The 22271-nt window shown below is 75.6% G+C and carries 22 protein-coding genes, 1 tRNA gene and 2 pseudogenes; 13 read left to right on the forward strand and 12 right to left on the reverse strand.

Features of this window, described 5'->3' with window-relative positions:
- Positions 1-124: 124 nt before the first annotated feature.
- Entirely contained in the window at positions 125-322 is a 198-nt protein-coding gene (locus ACZ6Y7_RS33130) for a hypothetical protein (RefSeq protein ID WP_465761645.1), read from the reverse strand.
- A 202-nt stretch (positions 323-524) separates the two neighbouring features.
- Here ACZ6Y7_RS33130 and ACZ6Y7_RS33135 point away from each other — a divergent pair, with 202 nt between their 5' ends.
- Positions 525-1106: a dihydrofolate reductase family protein gene (locus tag ACZ6Y7_RS33135; RefSeq protein WP_465761646.1), complete on the forward strand. Its 582-nt coding sequence runs from the start codon at positions 525-527 to the stop codon at positions 1104-1106.
- A gap of 140 nt (positions 1107-1246) precedes the next feature.
- Positions 1247-2098 (forward strand): nucleotidyltransferase family protein, encoded by an 852-nt coding sequence (locus ACZ6Y7_RS33140; RefSeq protein ID WP_465761647.1) that lies wholly within the window; start codon positions 1247-1249, stop codon positions 2096-2098.
- Positions 2099-2114: 16 nt separating this feature from the next.
- On the opposite strand, the pseudogene ACZ6Y7_RS33145 reads toward ACZ6Y7_RS33140, so the two are convergent.
- The 5 genes and pseudogenes from ACZ6Y7_RS33145 to ACZ6Y7_RS33165 form a co-directional block, all read right to left on the reverse strand.
- Positions 2115-2378 (reverse strand): annotated as a pseudogene (locus ACZ6Y7_RS33145) (DEAD/DEAH box helicase family protein); the annotation flags it as partial.
- Between the two features lie 47 nt (positions 2379-2425).
- Positions 2426-2692 (reverse strand): hypothetical protein, encoded by a 267-nt coding sequence (locus ACZ6Y7_RS33150; protein ID WP_465761648.1) that lies wholly within the window; start codon positions 2690-2692, stop codon positions 2426-2428.
- Entirely contained in the window at positions 2689-3396 is a 708-nt protein-coding gene (locus ACZ6Y7_RS33155) for a helix-turn-helix domain containing protein (RefSeq protein WP_465761649.1), read from the reverse strand. The genes ACZ6Y7_RS33150 and ACZ6Y7_RS33155 overlap by 4 nt, the downstream gene beginning before the upstream one ends.
- Positions 3393-5651, reverse strand: a complete 2259-nt coding sequence (locus ACZ6Y7_RS33160; RefSeq protein ID WP_465761650.1) for a hypothetical protein — start codon at positions 5649-5651, stop codon at positions 3393-3395. Before ACZ6Y7_RS33160 ends, ACZ6Y7_RS33155 begins: the two co-directional genes overlap by 4 nt.
- Before the next feature lie 6 nt (positions 5652-5657).
- Positions 5658-6281, reverse strand: coding sequence for a MerR family transcriptional regulator (locus ACZ6Y7_RS33165; RefSeq protein ID WP_465761651.1), 624 nt, complete (start codon positions 6279-6281; stop codon positions 5658-5660).
- A gap of 343 nt (positions 6282-6624) precedes the next feature.
- Between ACZ6Y7_RS33165 and ACZ6Y7_RS33170 the strand changes: the two genes are divergently transcribed.
- The 3 genes from ACZ6Y7_RS33170 (at position 6625) to ACZ6Y7_RS33180 (ending at position 10433) form a co-directional block, all read left to right on the forward strand.
- A complete protein-coding gene (locus tag ACZ6Y7_RS33170) occupies positions 6625-8175 on the forward strand; it encodes an alpha/beta fold hydrolase (protein ID WP_465761652.1) in 1551 nt (516 codons plus the stop codon).
- 138 nt (positions 8176-8313) lie between these two features.
- Complete coding sequence (locus ACZ6Y7_RS33175; RefSeq protein ID WP_465761653.1) at positions 8314-9015, forward strand: response regulator transcription factor; 702 nt, start codon at positions 8314-8316, stop codon at positions 9013-9015.
- On the forward strand, positions 9015-10433 hold the full coding sequence (locus ACZ6Y7_RS33180) for a HAMP domain-containing sensor histidine kinase (protein WP_465761654.1): 1419 nt from the start codon (positions 9015-9017) through the stop codon (positions 10431-10433). The genes ACZ6Y7_RS33175 and ACZ6Y7_RS33180 overlap by 1 nt, the downstream gene beginning before the upstream one ends.
- Positions 10434-10575: 142 nt before the next feature.
- Here ACZ6Y7_RS33180 and ACZ6Y7_RS33185 read toward each other — a convergent pair whose 3' ends face one another.
- A complete protein-coding gene (locus ACZ6Y7_RS33185; RefSeq protein WP_465761655.1) occupies positions 10576-12078 on the reverse strand; it encodes an FAD-dependent monooxygenase in 1503 nt (500 codons plus the stop codon).
- Between the two features lie 146 nt (positions 12079-12224).
- Here ACZ6Y7_RS33185 and ACZ6Y7_RS33190 point away from each other — a divergent pair, with 146 nt between their 5' ends.
- A complete protein-coding gene (locus ACZ6Y7_RS33190) occupies positions 12225-12818 on the forward strand; it encodes a TetR/AcrR family transcriptional regulator (protein ID WP_465761656.1) in 594 nt (197 codons plus the stop codon).
- Positions 12819-13007: 189 nt separating this feature from the next.
- On the opposite strand, the gene ACZ6Y7_RS33195 is transcribed toward ACZ6Y7_RS33190, so the two are convergent.
- Positions 13008-14249 (reverse strand): PP2C family protein-serine/threonine phosphatase, encoded by a 1242-nt coding sequence (locus ACZ6Y7_RS33195; RefSeq protein WP_465761657.1) that lies wholly within the window; start codon positions 14247-14249, stop codon positions 13008-13010.
- A 126-nt stretch (positions 14250-14375) separates the two neighbouring features.
- Between ACZ6Y7_RS33195 and ACZ6Y7_RS33200 the strand changes: the two genes are divergently transcribed.
- Together ACZ6Y7_RS33200 and ACZ6Y7_RS33205 are read left to right on the forward strand one after the other, a co-directional pair.
- Complete coding sequence (locus ACZ6Y7_RS33200) at positions 14376-14753, forward strand: nuclear transport factor 2 family protein (RefSeq protein WP_465761658.1); 378 nt, start codon at positions 14376-14378, stop codon at positions 14751-14753.
- Between the two features lie 877 nt (positions 14754-15630).
- Positions 15631-15906, forward strand: coding sequence for a hypothetical protein (locus ACZ6Y7_RS33205; RefSeq protein ID WP_465761659.1), 276 nt, complete (start codon positions 15631-15633; stop codon positions 15904-15906).
- Between the two features lie 140 nt (positions 15907-16046).
- Here ACZ6Y7_RS33205 and ACZ6Y7_RS33210 read toward each other — a convergent pair whose 3' ends face one another.
- Positions 16047-17390 (reverse strand): lipase family protein, encoded by a 1344-nt coding sequence (locus ACZ6Y7_RS33210; protein WP_465761660.1) that lies wholly within the window; start codon positions 17388-17390, stop codon positions 16047-16049.
- A 407-nt stretch (positions 17391-17797) separates the two neighbouring features.
- Here ACZ6Y7_RS33210 and ACZ6Y7_RS33215 point away from each other — a divergent pair, with 407 nt between their 5' ends.
- From ACZ6Y7_RS33215 to ACZ6Y7_RS33230, 4 genes are all read left to right on the forward strand, one after another.
- Positions 17798-19456: a CYTH and CHAD domain-containing protein gene (locus tag ACZ6Y7_RS33215; RefSeq protein WP_465761661.1), complete on the forward strand. Its 1659-nt coding sequence runs from the start codon at positions 17798-17800 to the stop codon at positions 19454-19456.
- A gap of 349 nt (positions 19457-19805) precedes the next feature.
- Positions 19806-19879 (forward strand) — tRNA-Trp (locus ACZ6Y7_RS33220).
- A 49-nt stretch (positions 19880-19928) separates the two neighbouring features.
- On the forward strand, positions 19929-20057 hold the full coding sequence (locus tag ACZ6Y7_RS33225; protein ID WP_465761662.1) for a hypothetical protein: 129 nt from the start codon (positions 19929-19931) through the stop codon (positions 20055-20057).
- A 378-nt stretch (positions 20058-20435) separates the two neighbouring features.
- Positions 20436-20975, forward strand: coding sequence for a hypothetical protein (locus tag ACZ6Y7_RS33230; RefSeq protein WP_465761663.1), 540 nt, complete (start codon positions 20436-20438; stop codon positions 20973-20975).
- A gap of 111 nt (positions 20976-21086) precedes the next feature.
- On the opposite strand, the gene ACZ6Y7_RS33235 is transcribed toward ACZ6Y7_RS33230, so the two are convergent.
- A complete protein-coding gene (locus ACZ6Y7_RS33235; protein WP_465761718.1) occupies positions 21087-21263 on the reverse strand; it encodes a tautomerase family protein in 177 nt (58 codons plus the stop codon).
- Between ACZ6Y7_RS33235 and ACZ6Y7_RS33240 the strand changes: the two are divergent.
- Positions 21225-21365 (forward strand): annotated as a pseudogene (locus ACZ6Y7_RS33240) (transcriptional regulator); the annotation flags it as partial. The gene ACZ6Y7_RS33235 and the pseudogene ACZ6Y7_RS33240 overlap by 39 nt on opposite strands.
- Positions 21366-21434: 69 nt before the next feature.
- Here ACZ6Y7_RS33240 and ACZ6Y7_RS33245 read toward each other — a convergent pair.
- Both ACZ6Y7_RS33245 and ACZ6Y7_RS33250 read right to left on the reverse strand, forming a co-directional pair.
- Complete coding sequence (locus tag ACZ6Y7_RS33245; protein ID WP_465761664.1) at positions 21435-21620, reverse strand: hypothetical protein; 186 nt, start codon at positions 21618-21620, stop codon at positions 21435-21437.
- A gap of 53 nt (positions 21621-21673) precedes the next feature.
- The gene (locus ACZ6Y7_RS33250) at positions 21674-22225 is read right to left on the reverse strand and encodes a TetR/AcrR family transcriptional regulator (protein WP_465761665.1); all 552 of its coding nucleotides are present in this window, start codon (positions 22223-22225) and stop codon (positions 21674-21676) included.
- Between the last annotated feature and the right edge of the window lie 46 nt (positions 22226-22271).

Consider the following 22271-nt stretch of genomic DNA (forward strand, 5'->3'; position numbering starts at 1 on the left):
CCCCACACGCCCTGTGCGCGGACACGCGACGCGCTGCCGGGACCGTCCATCGCCCCACGACAGCAGCCGCGACGGGCCCCGCCCTACCCGTGGGTCGTCGACCGGTACTCGGTCTGCGCGCGCGTCAGAACGGGTCGTGCGGGTCGTAGAAGCCGGTCCGTTCGCGCTTCCCGGTGCCGGAGGAGAAGCGACGGGGGCATTCGCAGAGCTTGTACCCGCACCGGCGACAGGGCGGCCACGCCCGGCACACGGCCACGACCCCGACCGCACACAGGACGACGATCACGATCCCGACCGTGCCGATGATGCTGTAGGCGCTCATCCAGGGCCCCTTCCGTACTCCCGTGGGGTCGACGCGCGGGCGCCGGGTCCTGGTTCCGCCCCGACCGGCCGGCGCGCCGACGCCGCCGACGCCGCCGACGCGCCGCGGGTCGGACCGTCGACGGCCAGGTCCCGGGAGCGGCTTGCGGTGCGGCGGCTCACGACAGGCTAGTTTGGGGCATCCCAGAACGGAGGAGCGCCCCATGGGCAAGGTGGTCATGTACGCCTCGGTGTCGGCGGACGGCTTCATCGCGGACGAGAACGACCTGCCAGGACCGCTGTTCGACTGGTTGACCAGCGGTGACGTCCCGTTGGACGAGAGCGGCGCGCTGAAGGTGTCGCAGGCGTCCTACGACTACACCCGGCCGTACTGGGACCGGATCGGGGCGACGATCGTCGGCCGCCACGTCTTCGACATGACGGACGGCTGGGACGGGAAGCCTCCGAGCGGGATCGACCACGTGGTCGTCGTGACGCACCGGCCGGCGCCCGACGGTTGGGATCCCGAGGCGCCGTTCCACTTCGTCGACGGCGTCGAGGCGGCCGTGGCGAAGGCGAAGGGGCTCGCGGGTGACCGCACGGTCGAGGTCGCCGCCGGCGACGTCGGTGGCCAGGTGCTGGCCGCCGGCCTGGTCGACGAGGTGCGCATGGACGTCGTGCCCGTCGTGTTCGGCTCCGGCAAGCGCTACTTCGGGTCGGTCCACGCGCAGCACCTGTTGGGGGATCCCGAGGTGGTGATCCAGGGCGACCGGGTGCTTCACCTGCGCTACCCGGTGCCCCGCTGACCGCTCCCCGGCCCTCCGGGCACCGCAGGCCACACCCGCCCCAGCGCCCCCCAGCGCCCCGGGGCCGGCCGGCGTCTCACGCCGGGCGACGACGGGCCGTATACGATGCGGAGCCGTGCTACTACTCTCTGAGAGCGTCGATGGGTGAGGTCGTCGGCTTCGGCGTGGTGCGTCAGGCGGTGATCCTGGCCGGTGGCGCCGGGAGCCGGATGCGGCCGCTCACGCTGACCAGACCGAAGCCGATGGTCGAGGTGCGCGGCACGCCGATCCTGCGTCACCAACTCGACTGGTTCGCCGAGTCAGGGGTGGAGCGGGTCGTCATCTCCGCGGGGCACCGGGCCCAGGTGATCAGTGACTACCTCCTCGCCTGCCCGGCGCCCGTTCGGACGGAAGTGGTGGTCGAGACACGGCCGTTGGGCCGGGGCGGAGGACTGAAACTGGCCGCCGCCGCACTGGAGCGCTCCGGCGAACCGTGGCTGGCGGTGTACGGGGACATCTGGACCCGCTTCCCGCTCATTGCCATGTTCGCCCATCACCGGCGACACGCCACGCTGGCCACGCTCGCCCTTCCCCGCCCCTGGCTGCCCAGGGGAAGCGTCGACTACGACGAACGCGGCCGGGTGACCGCACTCGCCTCACAGGCGCCCGCTCCCCTGCGGGTCAACGGCGGCGTCTTCGTCTTCGAACCCCGGGTGAGGGAGCTGCTGCCGGACGAGGGCGACCACGAGCGCACCACTCTCCCCCGGCTCGTCCGCGCCCGGCAGCTGACGGGCTATCCGGTGGACGGCCCGTGGCGGGCTCTCAACACGCCACGCGATGTGCACGACCTCGAACGCGAGATCGCCGCCCAGGGTGGCACGGAGGCGGGAGCCCCCGGCGGACCGGGCAGGCCCGGTACGGCTCCGGGGAGCAGCGGGAGCGGCTGCGAGGAACAGCGGGAGCGGCCCCCACGTCGGGTGGCCACTCCTCCCCGCCGGCGCCCGTCGCCCTGAACCTCGTCGGCACCAGCACCAGCACCCGCCCCCGCGCGGCCAGCCGCCGGGCGCAGCCGGCCGCGATCAGGGTCTTGCCGGAGCCGGTCGCCGCGACGACGGTGGCGCGGCCGCCGTCCTTCACCTCGCGCACCGCGGCCGCGACGGCGTCCTTCTGGAACCGGTGCAGCGGCAGCGGGTTCACCGCCGTGCCGGACGGCTGCGCCGGGAGCGGCGGCACGGCCTGGGCGCGCCGCCCGGCCGGCACGTCCCGCTGGGCGCGGGCGGCGGTGGTCTCCACGCGGGGCTTCTCCTTCCGGGGCCGGGCCGGTGGCGCGGCGGGGGTGGTCAGTCCGGGTAGGCGTAGACGTTGAGGGCGTCGATCAGACTCTCGACCAGGTCGCCGAACGGCGTGATCTCCCAGTCGGCGTCGAAGCAGTCCCCGGTGAGCAGCACGTCGGCGAGCTCGTCCGTCAGCTCTTGGGCGTCCGTCTCGCCCGGGGGGGTGTCCGGGTCGAGGATCACGCCGCGGGCCTCGGCGGCGCGGAGCAGCACGGCGAGCTTCTCGTCGGAGCCGGTGAACCAGGAGGGTCCGTCGGCGTGGCGGGTGTTCACCGCTGCTCCTCGGGGATCCAGCCGCGGACTTCGAGGTACTGGATGTCGGCGTCCTCGACGGCGCGGCCGGTCTCCACCAGCCAGGCCTTCATGGCGGCGGTGACGTCGCCGTGGTGGCCGGCGACGCGTCGGGACCATTCGGCGGCGTCGAACCCGCCGGTGCCGGCGGAGCCGTAGGTGCGTTCCTCGGTGCCGTCGGCGCGGGGGACGAAGCCTCGGCGCAGGCCCGGGGAGTCCTGGGTGGAGCCGGCCGGCAGGGTGTACTGGTCGGCTTTCATGCGGACGGTGAAGGCGAGGCGGCCGCCGGCCTGGCCGGTGGCGTGGACGACCGGGGCGAGGTGGGAGGCGCCGGACTTGATGGCCTGCTTCCCGGCGCGGCCGGCCATCGACCCGCCGGCTGTGCCGACGACGTCCTTGGCGCGTACCCGGGCCTTCTGCCCGGTCTTGGTGCGGCGGCGCTCCACGTTCTCCCGGGCGATGCCGGACAGCGTCTCGGTGTCGCGTTCGCCGCCGCGGACCGCGCGCAGGACCTGGCGCAGCGCGTTGACGAACGCCGTGCCCTTGCCCTTGGTGAAGAACTGGGAGACGAGGGAGGCGTCGCGGCCGAGGATCGTGGCGACCTGGCGCTTGGTGTAGCCCTGGTCCAGCAGCTCCTGGGTCAGGCGGGCGGCCTCGTTCGGCTGGTGCGGGCCGGCCGGGCTCACTGGTCGGCCCCCTTCTCGGCGGCGGCGAGTTCGGCGCGGCCCAGGGCACGCAGCTTGAGGTACTGCTCCTGGCCGGCCGGGTGCTCGACGGGGCCGGTGAGGTGGCCCTTGAGGAGGTAGTCGCCCACCTCGCCGCGGTAGGGCCAGGGCTGGCGCTCGGTCAGGGCGATGCCGTCCGTGCCGAAGTACACGACCGTGCCGGGCTTCGCGTGCAGGGCGCCGGCGTGGCCGATGACCTCCTTGCCCTGGCGGTACTTCATGTCCAGCAGCGCCGCCCGGGCGCCGGACCACACGTAGGCGGCCCACTCGGGGTGGGCGTACGGGTCGCGGGAGAAGCCGGCCTGCCGCTGCCAGGTCACCACCTGGTCGTCCTGGCCGAGGATCTCAACCCCGGCCGGGAGCGCCTCGCCGAGCGGGGTGGTGCCGGAGACCAGGCGCGGGCGCTGCGCGAACCCGCCGAGGCCGAACAGCAGCACGGAGCGGACGGCGCGGGAGGCGAGGTACGCGGCGGTGCGCCGGCGCTCGTCGCCGTGCAGCGTGGAGAGGTTGGTCAGGTCCGCCCAGGCCGACTTGAGGCGCTTGCCCCACTCGTCGAGCGGCTTGCCGTCCTCGAAGAGCAGGCCGCCGAGGATCTCGACCTTCCACGGCGCGAGGTGGTTGGACAGCGCGAGGTGGACCTCGGCGCCGCCCGCCCAGGTGGTGAAGGTGGCGCCGGGCTCGGACGGGTAGACCCAGGCCCGGTCACCGGTCACCGGGGCCGGGAGGAGACCGACGTGGTTCCAGCCGGCCGGGACGGTCACCTTGATGTTCCAGTGCGAGCAGGACATCAGGGCCTTGACCTGCTCGGCCTCGGTCATCGCGGCGAACGCGGCGGCGGTGATCCGGCGCGGGGTGCCGACCGGGGACTTCCACAGGTGCTTGGCGTAGGCGAAGGTGCGGTCGTACTCGACCAGCGCGGGCAGCTGCTCCGGGACGCGGGGCGGCAGGATCAGCTCGGTGCGGCCCTGGCCGCCGGTGGCGTGCAGCAGGCCCCGCAGTTCCTCGCTGAGGACCGGGTAGCCCCCGGCCCACTTGCCGGTCGTGGGGATGGTGCGCGACCACAGGTCCCGGCCCGTCTGCGACGGCGAACCCATCAGCACGGCGTCGTCCCAGTGCCGGCGCAGCGCCTGCCACAGCAGCGTGAACGCCTGACGGCAGGTCACGACGTCCGCGCCGTCCGGGTCGAACCACTCCCCCATCGACCGGATCTCCGTGCTGCCGCCGTCGGGAGCGGCGGCGGGGGCGTAGCGGCCGACGGGCTGGCGGTGGTGGACGAAGTGGCCGGCGAGCTTGTCGCGGCCGGCGCCGACGGCGGTGGTCCAGCGCTCGGACGGGGTGTTCAGCCACGCGGCGACGGCGTCCTTGAGGGTGCTGTAGCGCTCGGCGCCGTCGTGCCAGGGGGCGCCGGCGGTGATGTAGACCCGCTCGGTGCCGGGGGCGGCGGCCAGCACCGCGTCGAGGATCTCGCCCGGGGTGCGGGCGCCGAGGTCCAGGCGCACGACGCGGTCGCGCACCGCGAGGTCGCCGGTCGCGGCGTCCAGGAACACGGTGGCGCGGGCCTGTTGGGTGAAGTTCGGGCGCTTGGAGACCAGGCCGGTGGTCACCGCCTCGAACCGGGCAGAGGCCGGGCCTTCGGGGAGGGCGGGCAGCTCGCGCGGACCGGCCTCGGCCGCCGGGCGCGGCGCGGGTGCGGCGGCCGGGGCGGGAGCGGCCGGGGCGGGAGCGGCCGGGGCGGGCGGGATGACCGGCGCGGGAGCGGCGGCAGCGGCCGGGGCGGGCTGCTCGGCGGCGACGGGGTCCTCGACGTCGACCTCAACCGGGGCCGGGGCCGGGGCCGGCTGCTCGACCACGGGGGCGGCGCGGGTCAACGCCGGGGCGAGGGCGACGGGGGGCTCGGCGACCGGCGCGGCGGCCTCCGGGGCCGGGGCGGCCGCGGCGGCCTGGTCGTCGGTCGTGGCGGCGCGGACGGCGGCCGGGGTCGGGTCCAGCAGCGGGGCGATCCGCACCACGTCGCCGACCGACAGGCCGGAGGCCTTCGCGACGGCCGGGGCCTGGGCACCCTCGTACCCAGCGAGCCCGGCCACCCGGCGGGCCCGCTGGGCGGTGAGCCTGTCCAGCTCCTTCCGCGCGGCCGCGACGGCCTTCTCGGCGGCCGCGATCTCGGTGCGCAGCTCGCGCAGGGCGGCGAGCCCGGCGGTGTAGGTCTGGCGGTCCATCAGCGGTCACTCCCCCTCGGCCACGGCGGCGGTCGGGCGGGTGGTGACGTAGGCGAGCGGCCCGCCGGACACCGACGGCAGGCGGGTGCCGAGCAGCAGGCCGGCCAGACGGGCGTCCTCCGGGTCGGCGGGGTCGGCGGCGTTGGCGGGGGCGGTGAGGTCGGTCAGGTAGCCGGCCAGGCGCGCCTGCGGGAAGCGGAAACGCCCCGCGGTGCCGGCCGCGCCGTCGGACTCCCACCCGGCCAGGCCGGTCAGTACGGCGACGACGAACCCGGCCACCGTCACCGGCAGGACCCCGCCGGCCGCGACCCGGGCCGGATCGCACCGCCACCAGCCGGACAGCGCGGCCAGCAGCTGCGCCTGGTCCAGAGCGGTGCCGAAGCCGATCCACTCCCGGTCCGGCTCGTCCACCTTCGCGGGAGCGTCCGAGCGCAGCACCGCGACCTCGGCCGTGCCGAGCACGGACAGGTCGACGGCGGGACGGGCCTGCAGCTGCTGGAGCGCGGCCAGCGGGAACACCTGACGGCCCGTCTCGCGCACACCCGGCACCACGCCGGTGGCCATCAGCTTCCGCACCGTCGGGATCGAGCACCCCAGCGCCGCCCCGGCCTGCCCGGTCGTCACGAACACACCCACACCCTCCACGCCTATCCATCTACCTTGAAGCGCTAGGCGACTCTATGCCCTCCCGCCGACACTTCCCCCCATGCCTTGTCAGTACGTCGCCCCAGCATGCCGTGGCCGGTGCCCCGCAGACGGTCCCTCCGGGCGACGGCCGCCCCGCGCACGGTCCTGCGCACCTCCGGTCCCGCGGCCACGCCTTCGCTCCGCTCCCCCGCCGCTGACCGGCCGGTCGGGCCGTACCTCTCCCCGGTCGAAGTTCTTACACCTCTTTGCCGTCGCTCTGCCGGACCCCTGACCGGCGCACGGCAAGGTCGTCCTCACCACCGGGAGCGACACGGAAGGAACAACGATGACGAGGAACGGGACGACCACGGCGCGCACGATCCGCCGGACCGGGGCGGTCGCCGCAGCGGCGGCGGTCCTGCTCGCCGCCCTGCCGGCCGCGACCGCGACCGCCTCCGCGGCGCGGGCGGCGGACCGCTCCGGGCGACCGGCCTGGTGCCCCGCGGTGGAGGGGCACCGGGTCGACTGCGGCACCGTCGGCCGGCCGGTGGTGACCGGTAAGCCGTGGCTGGGCAGCGTCCCGGTCGCGTACGCGGTGGTCCGCCACCGTGAGGCGGGGCCGGCGCGGGGAACCGTCGCGATCAACCCCGGCGGGCCCGGCGAGACCGCCGTCGACCGGGCCGAGGTCTTCGCCGCCGGGCTCCACGGCGTGCTCGCCACCCACGACGTCCTGCTCGTCGACCCGCGCGGCACCGGCCGCTCCGGCCGCATCCCGTGCGGCGTCAGCGACGCCGAGTACCGCTTCGCCGACCGCGCCGGGCAGCGCGACGCGATCGCCCGGTGCGCCGCCGGCCTCGGCCCCAGGGCCGAGGGTTACACCAGCGCCGCGACCGCCGACGACCTCGACGCCGTACGGGCCCGGATCGGCGCCGAGTCCCTGCTGCTGTACGGGCTCTCCTACGGCACCTACCTGATGCCGGTGTACGCCGCCCGCCACCCCGGGCGGGTCGACGCGATGGTGCTGTCCGGTGCCTTCCCGCTCGACGTCGACCCGCTGGCCCGGCCGAGCGCCGACGCCGTCTCCCTGGCCCTGAAGCGGGTGTGCGAGCGCAGCGGCGCCTGCGACGGGGACACCGCCGTCGCGGACCTCCGCACGGTCGCCGGGCAGCTGCGCGAGCGGCCGCCCACGCTGCGCATCGACGCCGCCGGCGCGACCCGCACCCTGCGGTTCACCGAGGACAAGCTCGCCAACCTCCTGTACGAGGCCGCCAGTCGCGGCGCCGGGCAGAGCCCGTCCGAGCACTCCCTGCTCGGCGACCTGCCGGCCGCGCTGCACGACGCCGCCGGCGGCGACGACCGCGCGCTGCGGGCCCTGGTCCGGGCCGACTACCGCGAGGCCACCCGCGAGGACCAGGCGTCCTTCCTGGCCGTGGTGTGCAACGACTACCCGCGCGCCTGGTCGGTGGACTCCCCGCTCCCGGCCCGCTGGCGCGAGTACCGGGCCGCGCTGTCGGCGGCGGACCCGGCCCGGTTCGGGGCGTTCAGCGTCGAGGGCTTCACCGAGGGCCAGACCGACGGCGCGGACGCCTGCATCCAGTGGCCGCGCCGCGGCACCGCCCGCCCGCAGCCGGTGGACGGCGCGCAACCGGACGTGCCCGTGCTGCTGCTCGCCGGCGACCTGGACTCCAACACGGCCGAGAGCGCCACCCGCCGGGCGGCGACGCAGTTCCGGCGCGCCACCGTCGTCACCGTGCCCAACGTGGGGCACGTGGCGGAGCTGGAGTCCACGCACTGCGCGCTCGCGATCGTCGACGGGTTCGTCCGCACCGGCCGGCCCGGCGACACCTCCTGCGTGAACGCCGTGCCGCCGATCGCCGTCACCCCGGTACGCCGCTGACGCCCGCCGGCGCAACGGTGACCGCCGGCGCCACGGGTGACCGTCGACGCAACGGGTGACCGCCGGCGCCCGGCGACCGCCGAGGCCGGGGACCGCCCGCCGGCCCCATCCACCCTCCCCACCAGCGAGAATGACGCCATGACAGACGCAACCGCCGACCCCGGCCGTACCGTGCTCGTCGTCGAGGACGACCCCGGTGTCCGCACCACCCTGGACCAGCTGCTGCGGTTCGAGGGCTACCGGGTCCTGACCGCCGGCGACGGGCAGGAGGCCCTGGAGCTGCTGGAGCACCGGCGCCCCGACCTCGCCGTCGTGGACGTGGTCATGCCCCGCCTGGACGGCCTGGCCCTGTGCCGGATGCTGCGCCGGCGGGGCGACCGGCTGCCGGTCCTGGTCCTCACCGCCCGGCACCAGCTCGGCGACCGGGTCGCCGGGCTGGACGCCGGGGCCGACGACTACCTGGCCAAGCCCTTCGCCACCGAGGAACTGCTGGCCCGGATCCGCGCCCTGCTGCGGCGCGCCACGACGCCGCCCGAGCCGGGCCTGCTGGCCTGCGAGGACCTCGTGCTGGATCCCGCCCCCCGCCGCGCCCACCGCGGCGGGCGGCCGCTCGACCTCACCAAGACCGAGTTCGACCTGCTGGAACTGCTGCTGCGCAACCAGGGCGTGGTCCTGACCCGCCCGCAGATATACGAGCGGATCTGGGGCTACGACTTCGACACCGACTCACGTTCGCTCGACGTCTACATCGGCTACCTGCGCCGCAAGACCGAGGAGTGCGGGGAGCCGCGGCTGATCCGGACCATCCGCAACGTCGGCTACCTCATGGCGGCCGCGTAGTGCTGCGCACCAGGATCACCCTCGTGGTGGTGGCCGCCACCCTGCTGGCCATCGCCGTCACCGTCGTCACCTCCTACCGCGGCGTCACCGGGATGGTCGCCGACCGGTTCGACCGGGCGCTCGTGGACCGCGCGGACGCCGTCACCGCCGTCCTCGACGCCGGCCGGGTGCCCGGGGAGCGTCCCGACACCACCGAACAGCTGCTCCTTCCGGACGGTACGGTCCGCCCGCTCTCGCCCGGCCGCGCGACCCTGCCCGCCCCGCCCGGCGCCCTCGCCGTGGCGCGCACCGGGGAAGGCGTGCGAACGGACGAGATCACCGTCGGGGACACCGCCTACGGCGTGCTCACCCGCGGCCGGGGCCCGGGCCAGGGCGCCCTGATGGTCGGCCAGGACTACGCGGATCCCGAGCGCGTGGACCACGCGTTCCTGCGGCAGATCGGCTGGACCACCGCCGCCGCGGCCGCCGCCTGCGCGGCCCTCAGCTGGCTGCTGATCGGCCGGATCCTGCGCCCGATGCGGCGGCTGGCCCGCGCCACCGAGCGGATCAGCTCCACCCAGGACCTCGCCACCCCGCTGCCGTCGGCCGGCCGGGACGAGGTCGGGCGGCTGACCCGGGCGTTCGAGGTCATGCTCGACGCGCTGCGCCGCTCCCGGGAGGCGCAGCAGCGGCTGGTCCAGAACGCGAGCCACGAGCTGCGCACACCGCTCACCTCGGTGCGCGGGAGCGCGGAGCTGTTGCAGCGGGCCCGGGGCAGGCTCGCGCCCGAGGACGAGGAGAAGATCCTGGCCACGCTGGTCGCGGAGAGCGTCGCGCTGGACGACCTGGTGCGCGAGCTGGTCGAGCTGGCCACCGACCGGCAGGCCGACGAGGATCCGGTCCTGCTCGACCTGGCGGCGGCGGCCGAGGACTGCGCCGACCGGTTCCGGCGCCGCACCGGGCGGGTCATCACCGTGACCGCCGGGGGCACGGAGCCGGGCGGCGGCGGAGGCGAGAACGGGGGCAGGGACGAGGGCAGGGACGAGGGCGGGGGCGTCGCCGTGCTGGCCCGGCCGCGCGCGCTGCACCGCTGCATCGACAACCTGCTGGCCAACGCGGTCAAGTTCAGCCCCGGGGACACGCCCGTCACCGTAGCGGTCCGGGTCGAGGTGCGGGGCTCCGGGCGGGCGGCCGTCCGTCGGGCCAGGCTGTCGGTGCGCGACCGCGGGCCGGGCATCGGCCCGGACGAGCAGCACGCCGTCTTCGACCGCTTCTACCGCGGCGCCGGCACCCAGTCCGTCCCGGGTTCCGGACTGGGGCTGGCGATCGTCCACGACCTGGTCACCGCCGACCGCGGCACCGTCTTCGCGGGCACCGCGCCGGGCGGCGGCGCCGAGATCGGCTTCACCCTGCCCGCCGCGCGGCGACCCGGGGCCTGACCGCCCGGGGTACCGGGGCGGCGGCGCGGGCCGCCTCGGTGCGTGGCGGCATCGGAGCGGTTGCGATCGGGGGCGTGTCCCGGGCCCGGGTGCCGCCCGGCGCCGAGGAGACGGGCCCGGCCGGCGAGCGTCCCGTCCGGGCTCAGACGGCGGCGGGGCGGCCCGTGACGCCCCAGCGGGCGAGGGCCGCGTGCAGGCCGTGGCGGTCCTCGGCGCTGTCGCCGCCGGCCCAGGCGAGGTGGCCGTCGGGACGGACGAGCACCGAGGGCGCGCCCAGGAGGTCCTCGCGGTCGTCGGCGGCCAGGGTGACCACGCGCAGGTGCCGGCCGGCGGGCGTGTCCGCCAGGGGTGAGTCGGCGGCGGTCAGGAGCAGGAAGTTGCCGTCGCGCAGCAGCGGGAAGGCGCGGTGCTCCTCCAGCGGGGCGCCGTTCTCGCGGGGGGCGGGCAGGCGGAGGTCGGGCAGGCGGTGTCCGACCCGCGGATGCGCGCCCTCGTCGGCGGGGTAGTGGATGCCGATGCCGGACTCCATGGCGGCGATGTGTGCGGCGACTGCGGGGATCGGCAGGATCTCGGCGGCCAGGTACTGCTTGGTGGCGGCGAGCGGGTCGTCGCCGAAGGCCATGATCAGGGGCACCTGGGCGCGGGTGTTGGCGAGCAACTGCTGCCCGACCGGGTGGCGTTCGGCGTGGTAGGTGTCGAGCAGGGCGGGGTTCGCGCGGCCCCCGGCGACGGCGGCGAGCTTCCAGCCGAGGTTGAAGGCGTCCTGGATGCCGGTGTTCATGCCCTGGCCTCCGGCCGGGTAGTGCATGTGGGCGGCGTCGCCGGCGAACAGGACGCGGTGGTGGCGGTACTGCTCGATCTGGCGGGAGGCGTCGCCGAAGCGGGCCAGCAGCAGCGGTTCGGTGATGCCGTGGTCGGTGCCGGCGATGTCGCGCATGGAGGACCGCAGTTCGTCCAGGGTGGCGGGCTCGTCGACCGGGATCCGGTTGCGGCGCGAGTCGGTGCAGATGACCTTGTGGTAGCCGTCGCCGAGCGGGGCGATGTTGACCTTGCCGAGAGCTCCGCTCGTCACGCTGACGCCGGCCGGCGGGTCGGTGAGCCGGGCCTCGGCGGCGATGCTGGTCCACTGGTCGTCCTGGCCGGGGAAGGCGACGCCCAGCAGCTCGCGCACGGTGCTGCGGGAGCCGTCCGCGGCGACGAGGTAGTCGGCCCTCAGGCGCAGCCGCCCGCCGTCGTGGTCGGCGGTGACGGTGACCGCGTGCTCGTCCTGGTCGAGACCGGTGACCCGGTGCCCGCGCAGGACGGTGACGCCCAGGGCGGCGGCGCGCTGCTCCAGTAGCAGCTCGGTGCGGTGCTGGGGGATCACCAGCAGGTGGTTGTAGCGGGAGGGCAGGTGGTCGAGCGGCAACGGCAGGCCGCCGAAGTGGCCCTTGCCCCACGGCATTCCGGAGGCCAGGAAGGGCTGGACGGCGTCGCGCATGTCCAGCAGTTCCAGCACCCGGGCCTGCATGGCGGTCGCCTTGCTGCCCAGGGGCCGCTCGCTCCGGCGCTCCAGCACGGTGACGGCGGTGCCGGCCAGCGCCAGCTCGCTCGCGACGGCCAGCCCGGTCGGGCCGGCGCCCACCACGATCACGGATCCGGTCATGGTCTTCCCCATCTCTTCGCGCACGACTGCGCCGCATGGCCGACCCGCCGGACACGCCGGACCGGATCAGCAAGTGAAAGCTTGCTCTCACTTTCTAGGGCATCCGGTAAGTGAATGCAAGCTCTCACTTGTCGTAGGATCGGGCCATGAGCCCCTCGCCCCCCGCCCCCCGCCCGCGCCCCCTGCGCGCCGACGCCCTGCGCAACCAGCAGCGCATCCTCACCGCCGCCCGCACCGCGTTCGCCGAGGACGGCCTCGACGTCCCGCTCGAGGAGATCGCCCGGCGCGCCGGCGTCGCCCCGGCCACGCTCTACCGCCGCTTCCCCAGCCGCGACGACCTGCTCGTCGCCATCTGGGAACAGCGCTTCCAGGAGGAACTCGACCCCGCCCTCACCGCCGCGGCCGCCCACCCCGACCCCTGGGCCGCCTTCGTCGACGTGGTGGCCTCCGCCATGCGCATGTGGTCCGTCGAACAGGACTCGCTCGAAGCACTGCGCCGCAAGGGCACCCTGATGCAGACCTCCGGCGCCAGGCTCTTCGAGACGCTCGGCCGGCTGCTGGAACGCTGCCAGCAGTCCGGACGGATGCGCACGGACCTCACCCCGGACGACCTGCCCGTCCTCCTGCGCATGGCCAGCGTCGCCGTCGCCCCCGGCCGCAGCGAGACCCAGTGGCGCCGCTACCTCGCCCTGCTCCTGGACGCACTCAGAGCACCCGCCGACCGCCCCGGCCCCCGGTGACCCGGCCCCGCCGCGCGCGGCCACCCCGACGGGGCGGACCACCGGACACCCGTGGGCGTGGGCGGCGGCGTACGCGGGCCGCGGCAGCCCGGGCGACGGACCCTCCTCCGATGCCACCGCGCGCCGCCGCCGTCGGCTGGGGCGGCGGCGGGCAGCGAGCGCGGGCCGGCGGGCGGTCTGCCGGGGGGTCTAGACGTTGGCTCCGGCGTGGGCGCGGCGTCCTTCGGTGGTGGGGCCGTGCCAGTCCAGGCACATCACGGTGGCGTCGTCCTGGAGCCTGCCGTCGCAGGCTGCGGTGACGGCCGCGACCAGGGCGCGGACCACCTCGCGCGGGTGCTCGGTGGCGGTGGCGGCCACGAGGGCGGGCAGGTCGACGGATTCCGCGCGGCGTTCCTGCATCCCGTCGGTGTAGAGCACCAGCCGGTCACCGGGCCGCAGGTCGATGTCCTGCACCCGGTACCGGCCCTGCGCTTCGATGCCGAAGGGCATGTCGGCGCGCAGGAACACCTCTTCGACGGCGCCCTTGCGCAGCCTCAGCGGGTGCGGGTGGCCGGCGTTGACGAACTGCGCCGCGGTTCCGTCCAGGGCGACCCGCAGGAGCTGGCCGGTGGCCAGGACGCCGGGTTTGTGTTCCATCAGGGACCGGTGGGCGTGGTCGGCCTGCTCGGCCAGGGGCGCCGCGACGCGGCGGGCGCCCCGGGAGGCGTTGACGAGGATGGTGGCGATGAGTGCGGCGTTGAGGTCGTGGCCCATCGCGTCGGTCAGGGACAGGTGCAGGGTCTCGCGGTCCAGGGCGTAGTCGTACGTGTCGCCGGCGACGCTCTCGGCGGGCACCAGGGCGCAGGCCAGGGTGAACTGGGCGGCCTCGCAGCAGGGTGCGGTCGGCAGGAGCTGGCGCTGGACCTCGGCGGCCAGGCTGACCGGGGCGGTGCGCTGGGCCCAGTGGTAGAGGTCGGTGAAGCGGCGGTCGGTGACCACGATGTAGGCGAGGGCGTGGGCCGCCTGCTCGACCTGTTCCAGGGTGTCGTCGCCGATCTCGGCAGCTCCGGGGGCTTCGGGGGCTTCGGGGGCTTCGGGCAGGAAGAGTTCCAGGAAGCCGATGGCGTCGCCGCGGTTGGTGACGGGGGCGATCACGCGGTGCCCGTGCCCGCCGGCGTCGTCCGGGGCGTGGACCGGTTCCTGGGTGCGCAGGACCTGCTCGTACAGGCTGCCGGTGAGCTGGATCCGCTCGCTGCCGCGCCCCTGCAGGGTGGTGGCGTCCTCGGCGACCCGCACCACGCTCTGGCCGACCAGGTCGAGGAACAGGAAGGAGACGTACCGCGCGCCGAACCGCGCGCGCAGGTCGCGCGCCACCACGTCCAGGGAGTCCACCGGCGCCGCCGCCTCGGCCGCCGCCAGCACCTCCCCCAGCACCATCCGCTCCCGCGCCACGTCGGCCTCCTCGAACCATCCGGGGCTTTCACCTTCCCGCGATGACCCGAGGGATGCCAGCATCTGGTCACCCGTCCAACGGTCGGAGCGGTCGGGCGCGCGCTCAGGGGCTGGTATGACTGGGGCATGCAGGAAGAGACGGCACGATCCGCGATCGACACGTTCATCTCAGCGTTCAACGCCTCGGACGACAGCTATGTGACGGCCCTGCTCCCCCAGGCCCTGACCTCGGACGTGGTCTTCTGGGGGCCCTTGGGCCGCAGCGAAGGAATCGCGGCGGTCGAGCGGTTCGTGCTGGACATCCGGCGCCACCCGGCGGGGGCCGGCACGATGGCACGCTGCTCGGCGGTGGACATGCCCGACGAGTGGGCCCGGTACCAGTGGGCCTTCACCACGCCGGACGGAGGCCTCCGCCTGACGGGGACGGACGTCGTCCATCTCCGGCGGAACCTCATCGACCAGATCATCGTCTTCGCGGGCGAGATCGCGCCGTCCGCCTCCTGAGCCGCCCCTCCGCCGCTGTCCCTTCTCGCGGGGCGGCGGCAGACGCGCCGCGGACGGCGGCGCAGCGGGCCGCAACGACCGGGACGGCGGGAGAGGCCGCGAGGGAGGCGGCGGGAAGGAGCCGGGCGGGCGGCAGCCGTCGGAAGGCGGCGGTTGACGGACGTCGAACCGCCGCGGAACAGCAGGACCGGATCCGGCGCAGGGCCGTGACCCGGTGGGCGATCGGCGTGGCAGGCTCCCTGGGCCCGGGCCGGTGCCCGCTGCTCGACCTCGGCTCCGGCGCCGGACCGGCCGTCGTGCCGGGGGTCACCGTCGGGCCCAGGCCGGGCAGGCGGGCTCGTGCCAGGTGGTGCGGACGACCACCTGGCCGCGGGTCAGGTGCTCGCTGGACCAGGTCCGGCAGCACCCGGTGCCGCCCGGTCTCACCGGGGCCGGCGGCCATCCGGCGCGGGCCGGGGAGGCGGGAGCGGACGCGGTGGACGGGGCCGGGCTGCGGCGACGGCGGCGCCTGGGGAGGGGTGTCGTCATGTCGCAGGCTCTGCCCATCTCGCCGTCCCGCCGAACCCCGCCGTCACCCGGGCGGCGTATCGCAGGGCGTTCCCACCGGCCGCTGACCTGCGGTGGCGGCACCCGGAACCCGCCGGGTCCGAGGCGGGACCGCCCGCCGCAGGTCGCCGGGGGTGTGCGCGGAGCGCGGGTGCGGGTCGGCGGCCCGCACCGGGGACGGAGCCGGGTCCTGGACCGGCGCCCGGCGGGCCGCGCCGCTCGCCGCCGCACCGCCGCACCGCCGCACCGCCGCACCGCCGCACCGCCGCACCGGGACGATCCCGCTCCCCGGCACTGCGCCGTCCCTCGGGACCGGACTATCGTTCGGGCGGTGACGTGGAGTGAAACCGAGTACCTCGACTGCCTGCGGGCGGAGCGGCGCGGCTACGCGTGGGTCATGCGGCACCACGGGGGCCTGTCTCCGGAAGAGGCCGCGCAAGCCGCCCTGGAGCGGTACCCGTACGAGTCGGCCGACGCCCCGTTGCGCGGGCTGGTCCTTCACGACGAAGCCTGGCACTGGGCGATGCTGGCGATCCACGGCGACCGCTATCCGGTGGAGCGCCCGGAGCTCATCCATCCGACGTCCGACTACCGGGCCCTGGCGTAGGTGTCGGCGGGCACGACCGGAGCGGCCGGTCCTGCGGGGCGCCGGGCCCGGTGGTCACGGAGCGTCGCAGCCCCGTGATCGCCGGGCCCGGCGCCGCTCCTCCTCGCGCGGTGCCCTCCCCGGAGGGGCCCGTACCGGGGTCAGGACCCCGGTACGGGCCGCTCCGGGGCCAGGGAGTTGCCGGCCGGGATGCGGCCGCAGTCGGAGGGGGCGGGGCGGTCGGCGAAGCGGTCGTTCAGCCAGGCGAGGGCCTGCGGGGCCCAGACGGCGGGGACACCGAAGTGGCTGAGGGCGTCGTACTGCTGGTAGGCGACCGCCGCGGTGCCGGTCGCGCAGTACTGGCGGGCGAGTGCCCGGACGTCGCCGGCGACCATCACGCCGTCGCCCGTGCCGACGCCGGGAGGGTTGGCGAAGGTGCCTTCGAGGACGCCGGCGTTGCCCTGGGCGAGGTAGCCGGGCACGGTCGGGGTCGGCGCCGAACCGAGGTTGGTCCGGTTGACGCCCGTGACGAAGGGCTCCACCGAGTTCGGGTCGGCGTACTGGGGCTTGGCCATCGCCTGCCAGCTCAGCCCGGGGTAGTGGCCCAGGGCGTCGGTGAGCGAGGCGTGCTCCAGCTGCCGGTAGACCGACCGGCCGTAGTCGTTCAGGTAGGGCATGACGTCGATGCCGTACGAGCGCGAGACCCCGATCAGCGCCATCGGGATGATCCCGCTCCACACCAGGGAGCCGTCCATGTACCGGACGTTGTGGGCCGGGTCCACCAGCAGCCCGCCCTCGGCGTAGCCGACCAGCCTGGCGTTCACCTCGGGCGCGTAGCCGGGCGCGAGCGCGGCCGCCCAGGCGGAGGCGACGGCCCCGCCGGAGTACCCCATCAGCCCGACACGGGTGTCCGGGGTCAGGCCGGTCGCCGGGGACCGGGTCGCGGCCCGGATCGAGTCCAGGGTGGTGGTGGCGTACTCCGGCCCGGCTCCGAAGTCGGCGTTCTGGCCCTCGGTGTCCGGGAGCACCACGGTGTAGCCCTGGGCGAGCAGCGGCACCAGGAAGATCGCCTCGACGCTCGGGATCGCGCCGCCCAGGCTGAGGTTCCCGGCCACCGCCCGGGAGGGGCCGTCCGCCGGGTCGAGCGAGTCGTAGAAGGACTGGTACGAGACGGCCCTGCCGCTGTCCCCGGTCGGGCTGCGCAGCACGGTGGTGACGTTGGCGGCCGGGCGCCCCTGGGCGTCGGTGGTGCGGTAGAACAGCTGGACCGCCGTCACCGGGGTGGGCAGCCCCAGCACGTGGTACGGCAGGGTCCGCGTGGCGAGCACGGTGCCGGGCGCGAGCGAGGCCAGCGGGGTGCCGCCGTCGTAGGAGTAGAAGGGGTCGCTCGCGGCGGCGGTGGAGCGCGCCGTCGCCGAGGCGGGGCCGGCCGTGGCGGCCGTGGCGGTTGCGGTCAGGGCGGCGGTGACCGCGGCGGCGAGCAGCCTGGACGTGCGCTTGCGCATGACTCCCCCGAGTGGCTGGGTTTCCTGATGGCCTGTCACGGGACGCGGGCGAGCACGCCGCGTGTTACCGACGCGTAGCCGGCGTCCCGGGGACCATCATGGCGACGGCCGGGCGCGCTGTCTGCGGGTCGGCCGCGGAAATCCCCCACGGAGATCCCCGGTCTGGTCCGGGGCCGGTCACGCCGCCGGCCTCGGCTCCGGGGGTTCCGATCACGCGCCCGCCGGATCGGGCAGGATGTGCTCGAACGTTCGAGGGGCACACGAGGTGACGGGGGTTGCGTGAGGGGGTCCGTAACCGGGGAGGGGCGCGCCCCGGGAAGGCGCACGAGGCCGCCCCCTGCGGACGGCGGCCTCCCGCTGCCCCGCCGGCCGCACATAACTGCGGCCGTCACGGGCACGCGCGGGGTATGAGCACACAGCACCGGGAGACCGAGCGGAAGTACGACGGCTCCGCGCTTCCGCAGCGGCTCGATGGGGTGCCCGGGGTCGCGGCCGTACGGAGGGCCGAACCCCAGGACCTCGACGCCGTCTACTACGACAGCCGGGACCTGCGCCTCCTGCGGCGCCGGATCACAGTACGCCGCCGCACCGGCGGGAGCGATGCCGGCTGGCACCTCAAGCTGCCGCGCGGCGGCGACGTGCGCCAGGAGGTCCAACTGCCGGCGGAGGCCGGCGCCCCCGGCGAGGTCCCGACCGAGTTCTCGCACCTCGTCGCGGCCTTCACCCGCGGCGCCCCGCTCGTGCCGGTGGCGCACCTGCGCACCCGCCGCGCGCAGCTGCTGCTGTGCGACGAGCGGGGGCGGACGCTCGCGCAGATCACCGAGGACCGGGTCGCGGCCCAGGTCCTCGATGCCGGGCACCTCTCCCCCGTCCCGTCGGACGGCCGGCCGGCGGCCCCCGGGACGGACGGGAAGGCCCGGCCCGAGGACGCGGACGGGGCCGGCCCCGCGGACGGGACCAGCACCGAGGTCCGCGGCTGGACCGAGTTCGAAGTCGAGCTGACGCACGGCTCGCCGGCCCTGCTGGACCACGTCGAAGCGGTGTTCGCCGACGCGGGGCTGACCCGGTCGCCGTGGCCCTCGAAGCTCTCCCGGGCCCTCGGCGAGCACCTCGTCCAGGCCCCGACCGGGTCGGCCTCCGTCCAGGCCCCGACCGGGTCGGCCCGCGCCCAGGCCCCGGGGACGGCCGGAGCCCTCGTCATGGACGGCTTCCGGGACCAGCTGGAGGCGCTCCTCGCCCTCGATGCGGCCGTACGCCGCGGCCAGGAGGACTCCGTCCACCGCATGCGGGTCACCGCACGGCGGCTGCGCAGCCTGCTCAAGGCCCACCGGCGGCTCTTCCGGGGCGGCCGGGCCGAGGCGCTGGCCGCCGAACTGCGCTGGCTCGGGCGGCTCCTGGGCGGGGCCCGCGACCAGGAGGTGCTGGGCGAGGAACTGGTGGGACAGCTGGACGCGCTGCCCGCCCACCTGCGGAGCGCTCTGCGCGGCCGGCTCACCGAGCGCTACGCCCAGGGCTACCGACGCGCTTGGCAGCGGGCGGTCGCCGAACTCGACAGCGCACGCTACTTCGCCCTGCTGGAGCGGCTCGACGCCTTCGCCGCCGACCCGCCCCTGCGCCGTCGGGCCCGCCGCAAGGCGCGCGGGTACCTGCCCGGCGTCCTGCGGCACGAGCAGCAGCGGACCGTCAAGCGGCTCGACCGCGCCCTGCGCACCCCGCCGGGCCCGCAGAGCGACCAGGCGCTGCACCGCGCCCGTAAGGCCGCCAAACGCGCCCGGTACACCGCGGACCACGCGCAGGCGCACCTCCCGCACCGCACGGCCAAGCGCGTGGCGCGGTTCGGCGCCCGGATGAGGAAACTGCACAAGGTGCTGGGCACGCACCAGGACGCCGTGGTGGCCCGGCACGAGCTGGTCGGCCTCGACGGCGAGGACACCGGCGGCGAGCGGCACGGCTTCGCGTACGGGGTGCTCTACGAACGCCAGCGGCACATCGCCGCCGCCGCGCGCGAACGCCTGCCGAAGTTGCGCCGCCGGGCGGGTCGCCGCAAGCTCACCCGGCTGCCCTGAACTCGCCGTCCCTGCCCGCCGCGCAGGCCCCGGAAGGGGAGCTCGGGCCCGTCGGCCGAACGGGCGAACGGGCGAACGGGCGAACGGGCGAACGGGCGGCGCAGCCGCCCGCGCCGGCCGCCCCGGTCCACGGCGGGGCAGTGCGGCCCCCACCGGCATCCACTGCGCGCTCGTCGCGGGAGGCCGGCGGCTCGCGGTGGTCGCGGCAGGCGCGAAAACCTGATGACCCGCAGCCGTTCCGTACGGAAGGATCAGGTCTGCGGCCGGGAGGCCGCCGGCCCGTGGCTCGGGTTGCCGGGACGCCGTCCGTTGGACGGTGCGCGCCGGTTGCCCGGCCTGTGCGGGCGCTGCGGGTGTAGCTCAACCGGCCAGAGCAGCCGTCTCCAAAACGGCAGGCTGGGGGTTCAAGTCCCTCCACCCGTGCTGCAGTTCCGGCTCCGCACCGGCCGCGGTCAGGACGACACTGCGGCTGTTGCGGACCAGCAGACCGGCCGAGGTCCGCCTCCAGTCGGCGGATCCGGGCGCCGAGCGCGGCTGGGCGATGCCGATCCGGGCGGCCGCGCGGGTGAAGCCCGACTCCCGGGCCGGCACCAGGAAGTAGCGCCACGGGTATCCGGCGGCACGCCCCCCCGGCCGATTGATGACGATTCGTTCTGAGCCCGTCCCGTACCGGTCTTTCCCCCCGCCGCGTGTCCGGGCCCAGCCTGCGGACATGGCGGTTCCGGCGGCCGCGGTGCGGGCGCCGGAAGCGGTCGATCCGCGGGTCCTTCGCGGCGTCGGACGTGTCCGACGGCCGAACGCAGGCGTCGACTGACGCGGGATGAGCCCGGGGCGGCCCCGGGCGGGGGCGGCGCGTCTTCTCCTCCCGGGCTTTCCCGCATCGGTCGTGGGCGTCCTGTCCGGGGCTGACGGCACCGGTTTGTGCCGGGTGGGGCGTCCCGGCCATGATGTGCCCCCCCTTACGAACAAAGGAACGAACGTGAACGTCCAGGTGGAGTACGACGCGGCACCTGAGGAACTCGCCGCCGCGGTGCGAGCCAATTTCCCCGCACCGCCCGTGCGCTGGGCCATCGCCGGCGCCTGGTTGCTGCTCGCGCTGCTCTGCCTCGCGGCGGGCGGTGTCCTCTTCGCGATCGCCGCGCTCATCGCCTGCCTGCTCCAGGTCCAGAACATCACCGTGGCCGCCAAGAAGATCGCGGCTCGTGCCGCCCAGCGCCAGGCCGGTCCCACCTCGGTCGCGATGACCGATCAGGAGGCCGTCGTCCGCACGGCGTCCGGCGAGCTGAGGTTCCCGTGGAGCGCGGTCGCCCGGGCCACGGACACTCCCCTGGCCTGGTCGATCCTGGTGAAGAGGCCGGCCGGAGCGCCCGTGGCCGCGACCATCCTCAAGGCGGCCTTCACCGACGCCCAGGCGGCCGAGGTCACGGCGGCGCTCACGCGGCTGACCAAGACCAAGGTCAAGGTGCGCGGTTCGAAGGCCCCCGGCGTCGCCTCCGGAGCCCCGGCCCGGGCCCGGTAGCGGGGGGCCCTTCCCCTTCGGGTCGCACCCGACGGCCCTTCGGCCGGTACGAGGTCGAGCGGGCGGCGACTCCCGCCGCCCGCTCGACCCGGCGCCGCGCGGGGGTCGGTGTCAGGCCTCGCCGTTGAGCGCGGCGGCGGTCAGGACGCGGCCGGCGACGCCCCAGCCGCCGTCCGCGACCTCGTCGACGAGGACGACGGTGGTGGGACGGGCCCGCTCACCGTAGATCTCCGCGTACAGTCCGGCCTGGTCGACTGCCTCAACCTGTTCAGTGAGGACGGCCGGCAGCGCCTGCTGTGGTTCACTCCCGTGGCCGGCACGGACAGCGCCGGCCCGCTCGACCTTCTCGCTGTCGTCGGCACCCAGGACGTCACCGAACCGGCACCGTGACGCCACGGGCGCCGTCGTGCCGGCGGTCAGGCGGGAGCCTGGGCCTGCGGCGCGCCGTCGTGCCGGCGGTCAGGCGGGAGCCTGGGCCTGCGGCGCGCCGTCGTGCGGCGCCCCGGCGGGCGCGGGTGCGGCCGGAGGCGCCACCAGGGCCTGGACCCGGGCCTCCTGGGCGGCGCGTGCCGCGAGCGGGTCGATGTCGGTGCGACGCCTCCGCTGCATGGCGGTCAGCCGGGTGACCACCGTGATCGCCGCCACCGCCGCCACCAGGCGCAGCGCCGCTGCGGCGGTCTCGACCCGCAGGGGGGTGGTCAGGGAACGAGCATCCGGCGCAGCGCGTCCGTGGCGTAGGCGAACTCGGCGTCGGCGTCGATGTTTTCGAACCGTCCGGCGGCTTCGGAGGAGGCGAATCCGAAGACGAACGTCGACAGCATCCGTTCGGCCCGCTCGACGTCCGTTTCGTCGAGGCCCGCCTCCCGCAGCGCGCTGTAGGCGGCGTCTCGCGGGCGCCGGGCGGATTCCGTCATCGCGGCGCGGGAGAACAGCAGCGGGAACAGGTCGGGGTGCGCCCGTGCCACGGTCCTTACGCCCTGGGCGAGTTGTGCCAGTCGCTCGGACCACGGCAGTTCCGGGTCCGGCAGCGGGATCTCTCCGAGCAGTCGTTCCACCAGTCCGTCCAGCAGTCCCTGTTTGTCTCCGACGTGCCGGTAGAGCGCCATCGGTGTGACGCCCAGGCGGTCGGCCACGGCGCGCATGGTGACGGCTGCCAGGCCTTTGTCGGCGGCCAGGGCCCAGGTCTCGTCGATGATGCGGGCGCGGCCCAGTGGCTGACGGCGGGGCGGGGTGGCGTTTCTCGCGGTCATGTATACATCGTAGAGAATATCGCCTGGCCGTACATCCGCCGACGGC

Source organism: Kitasatospora sp. NPDC053308 (assembly GCF_055585785.1).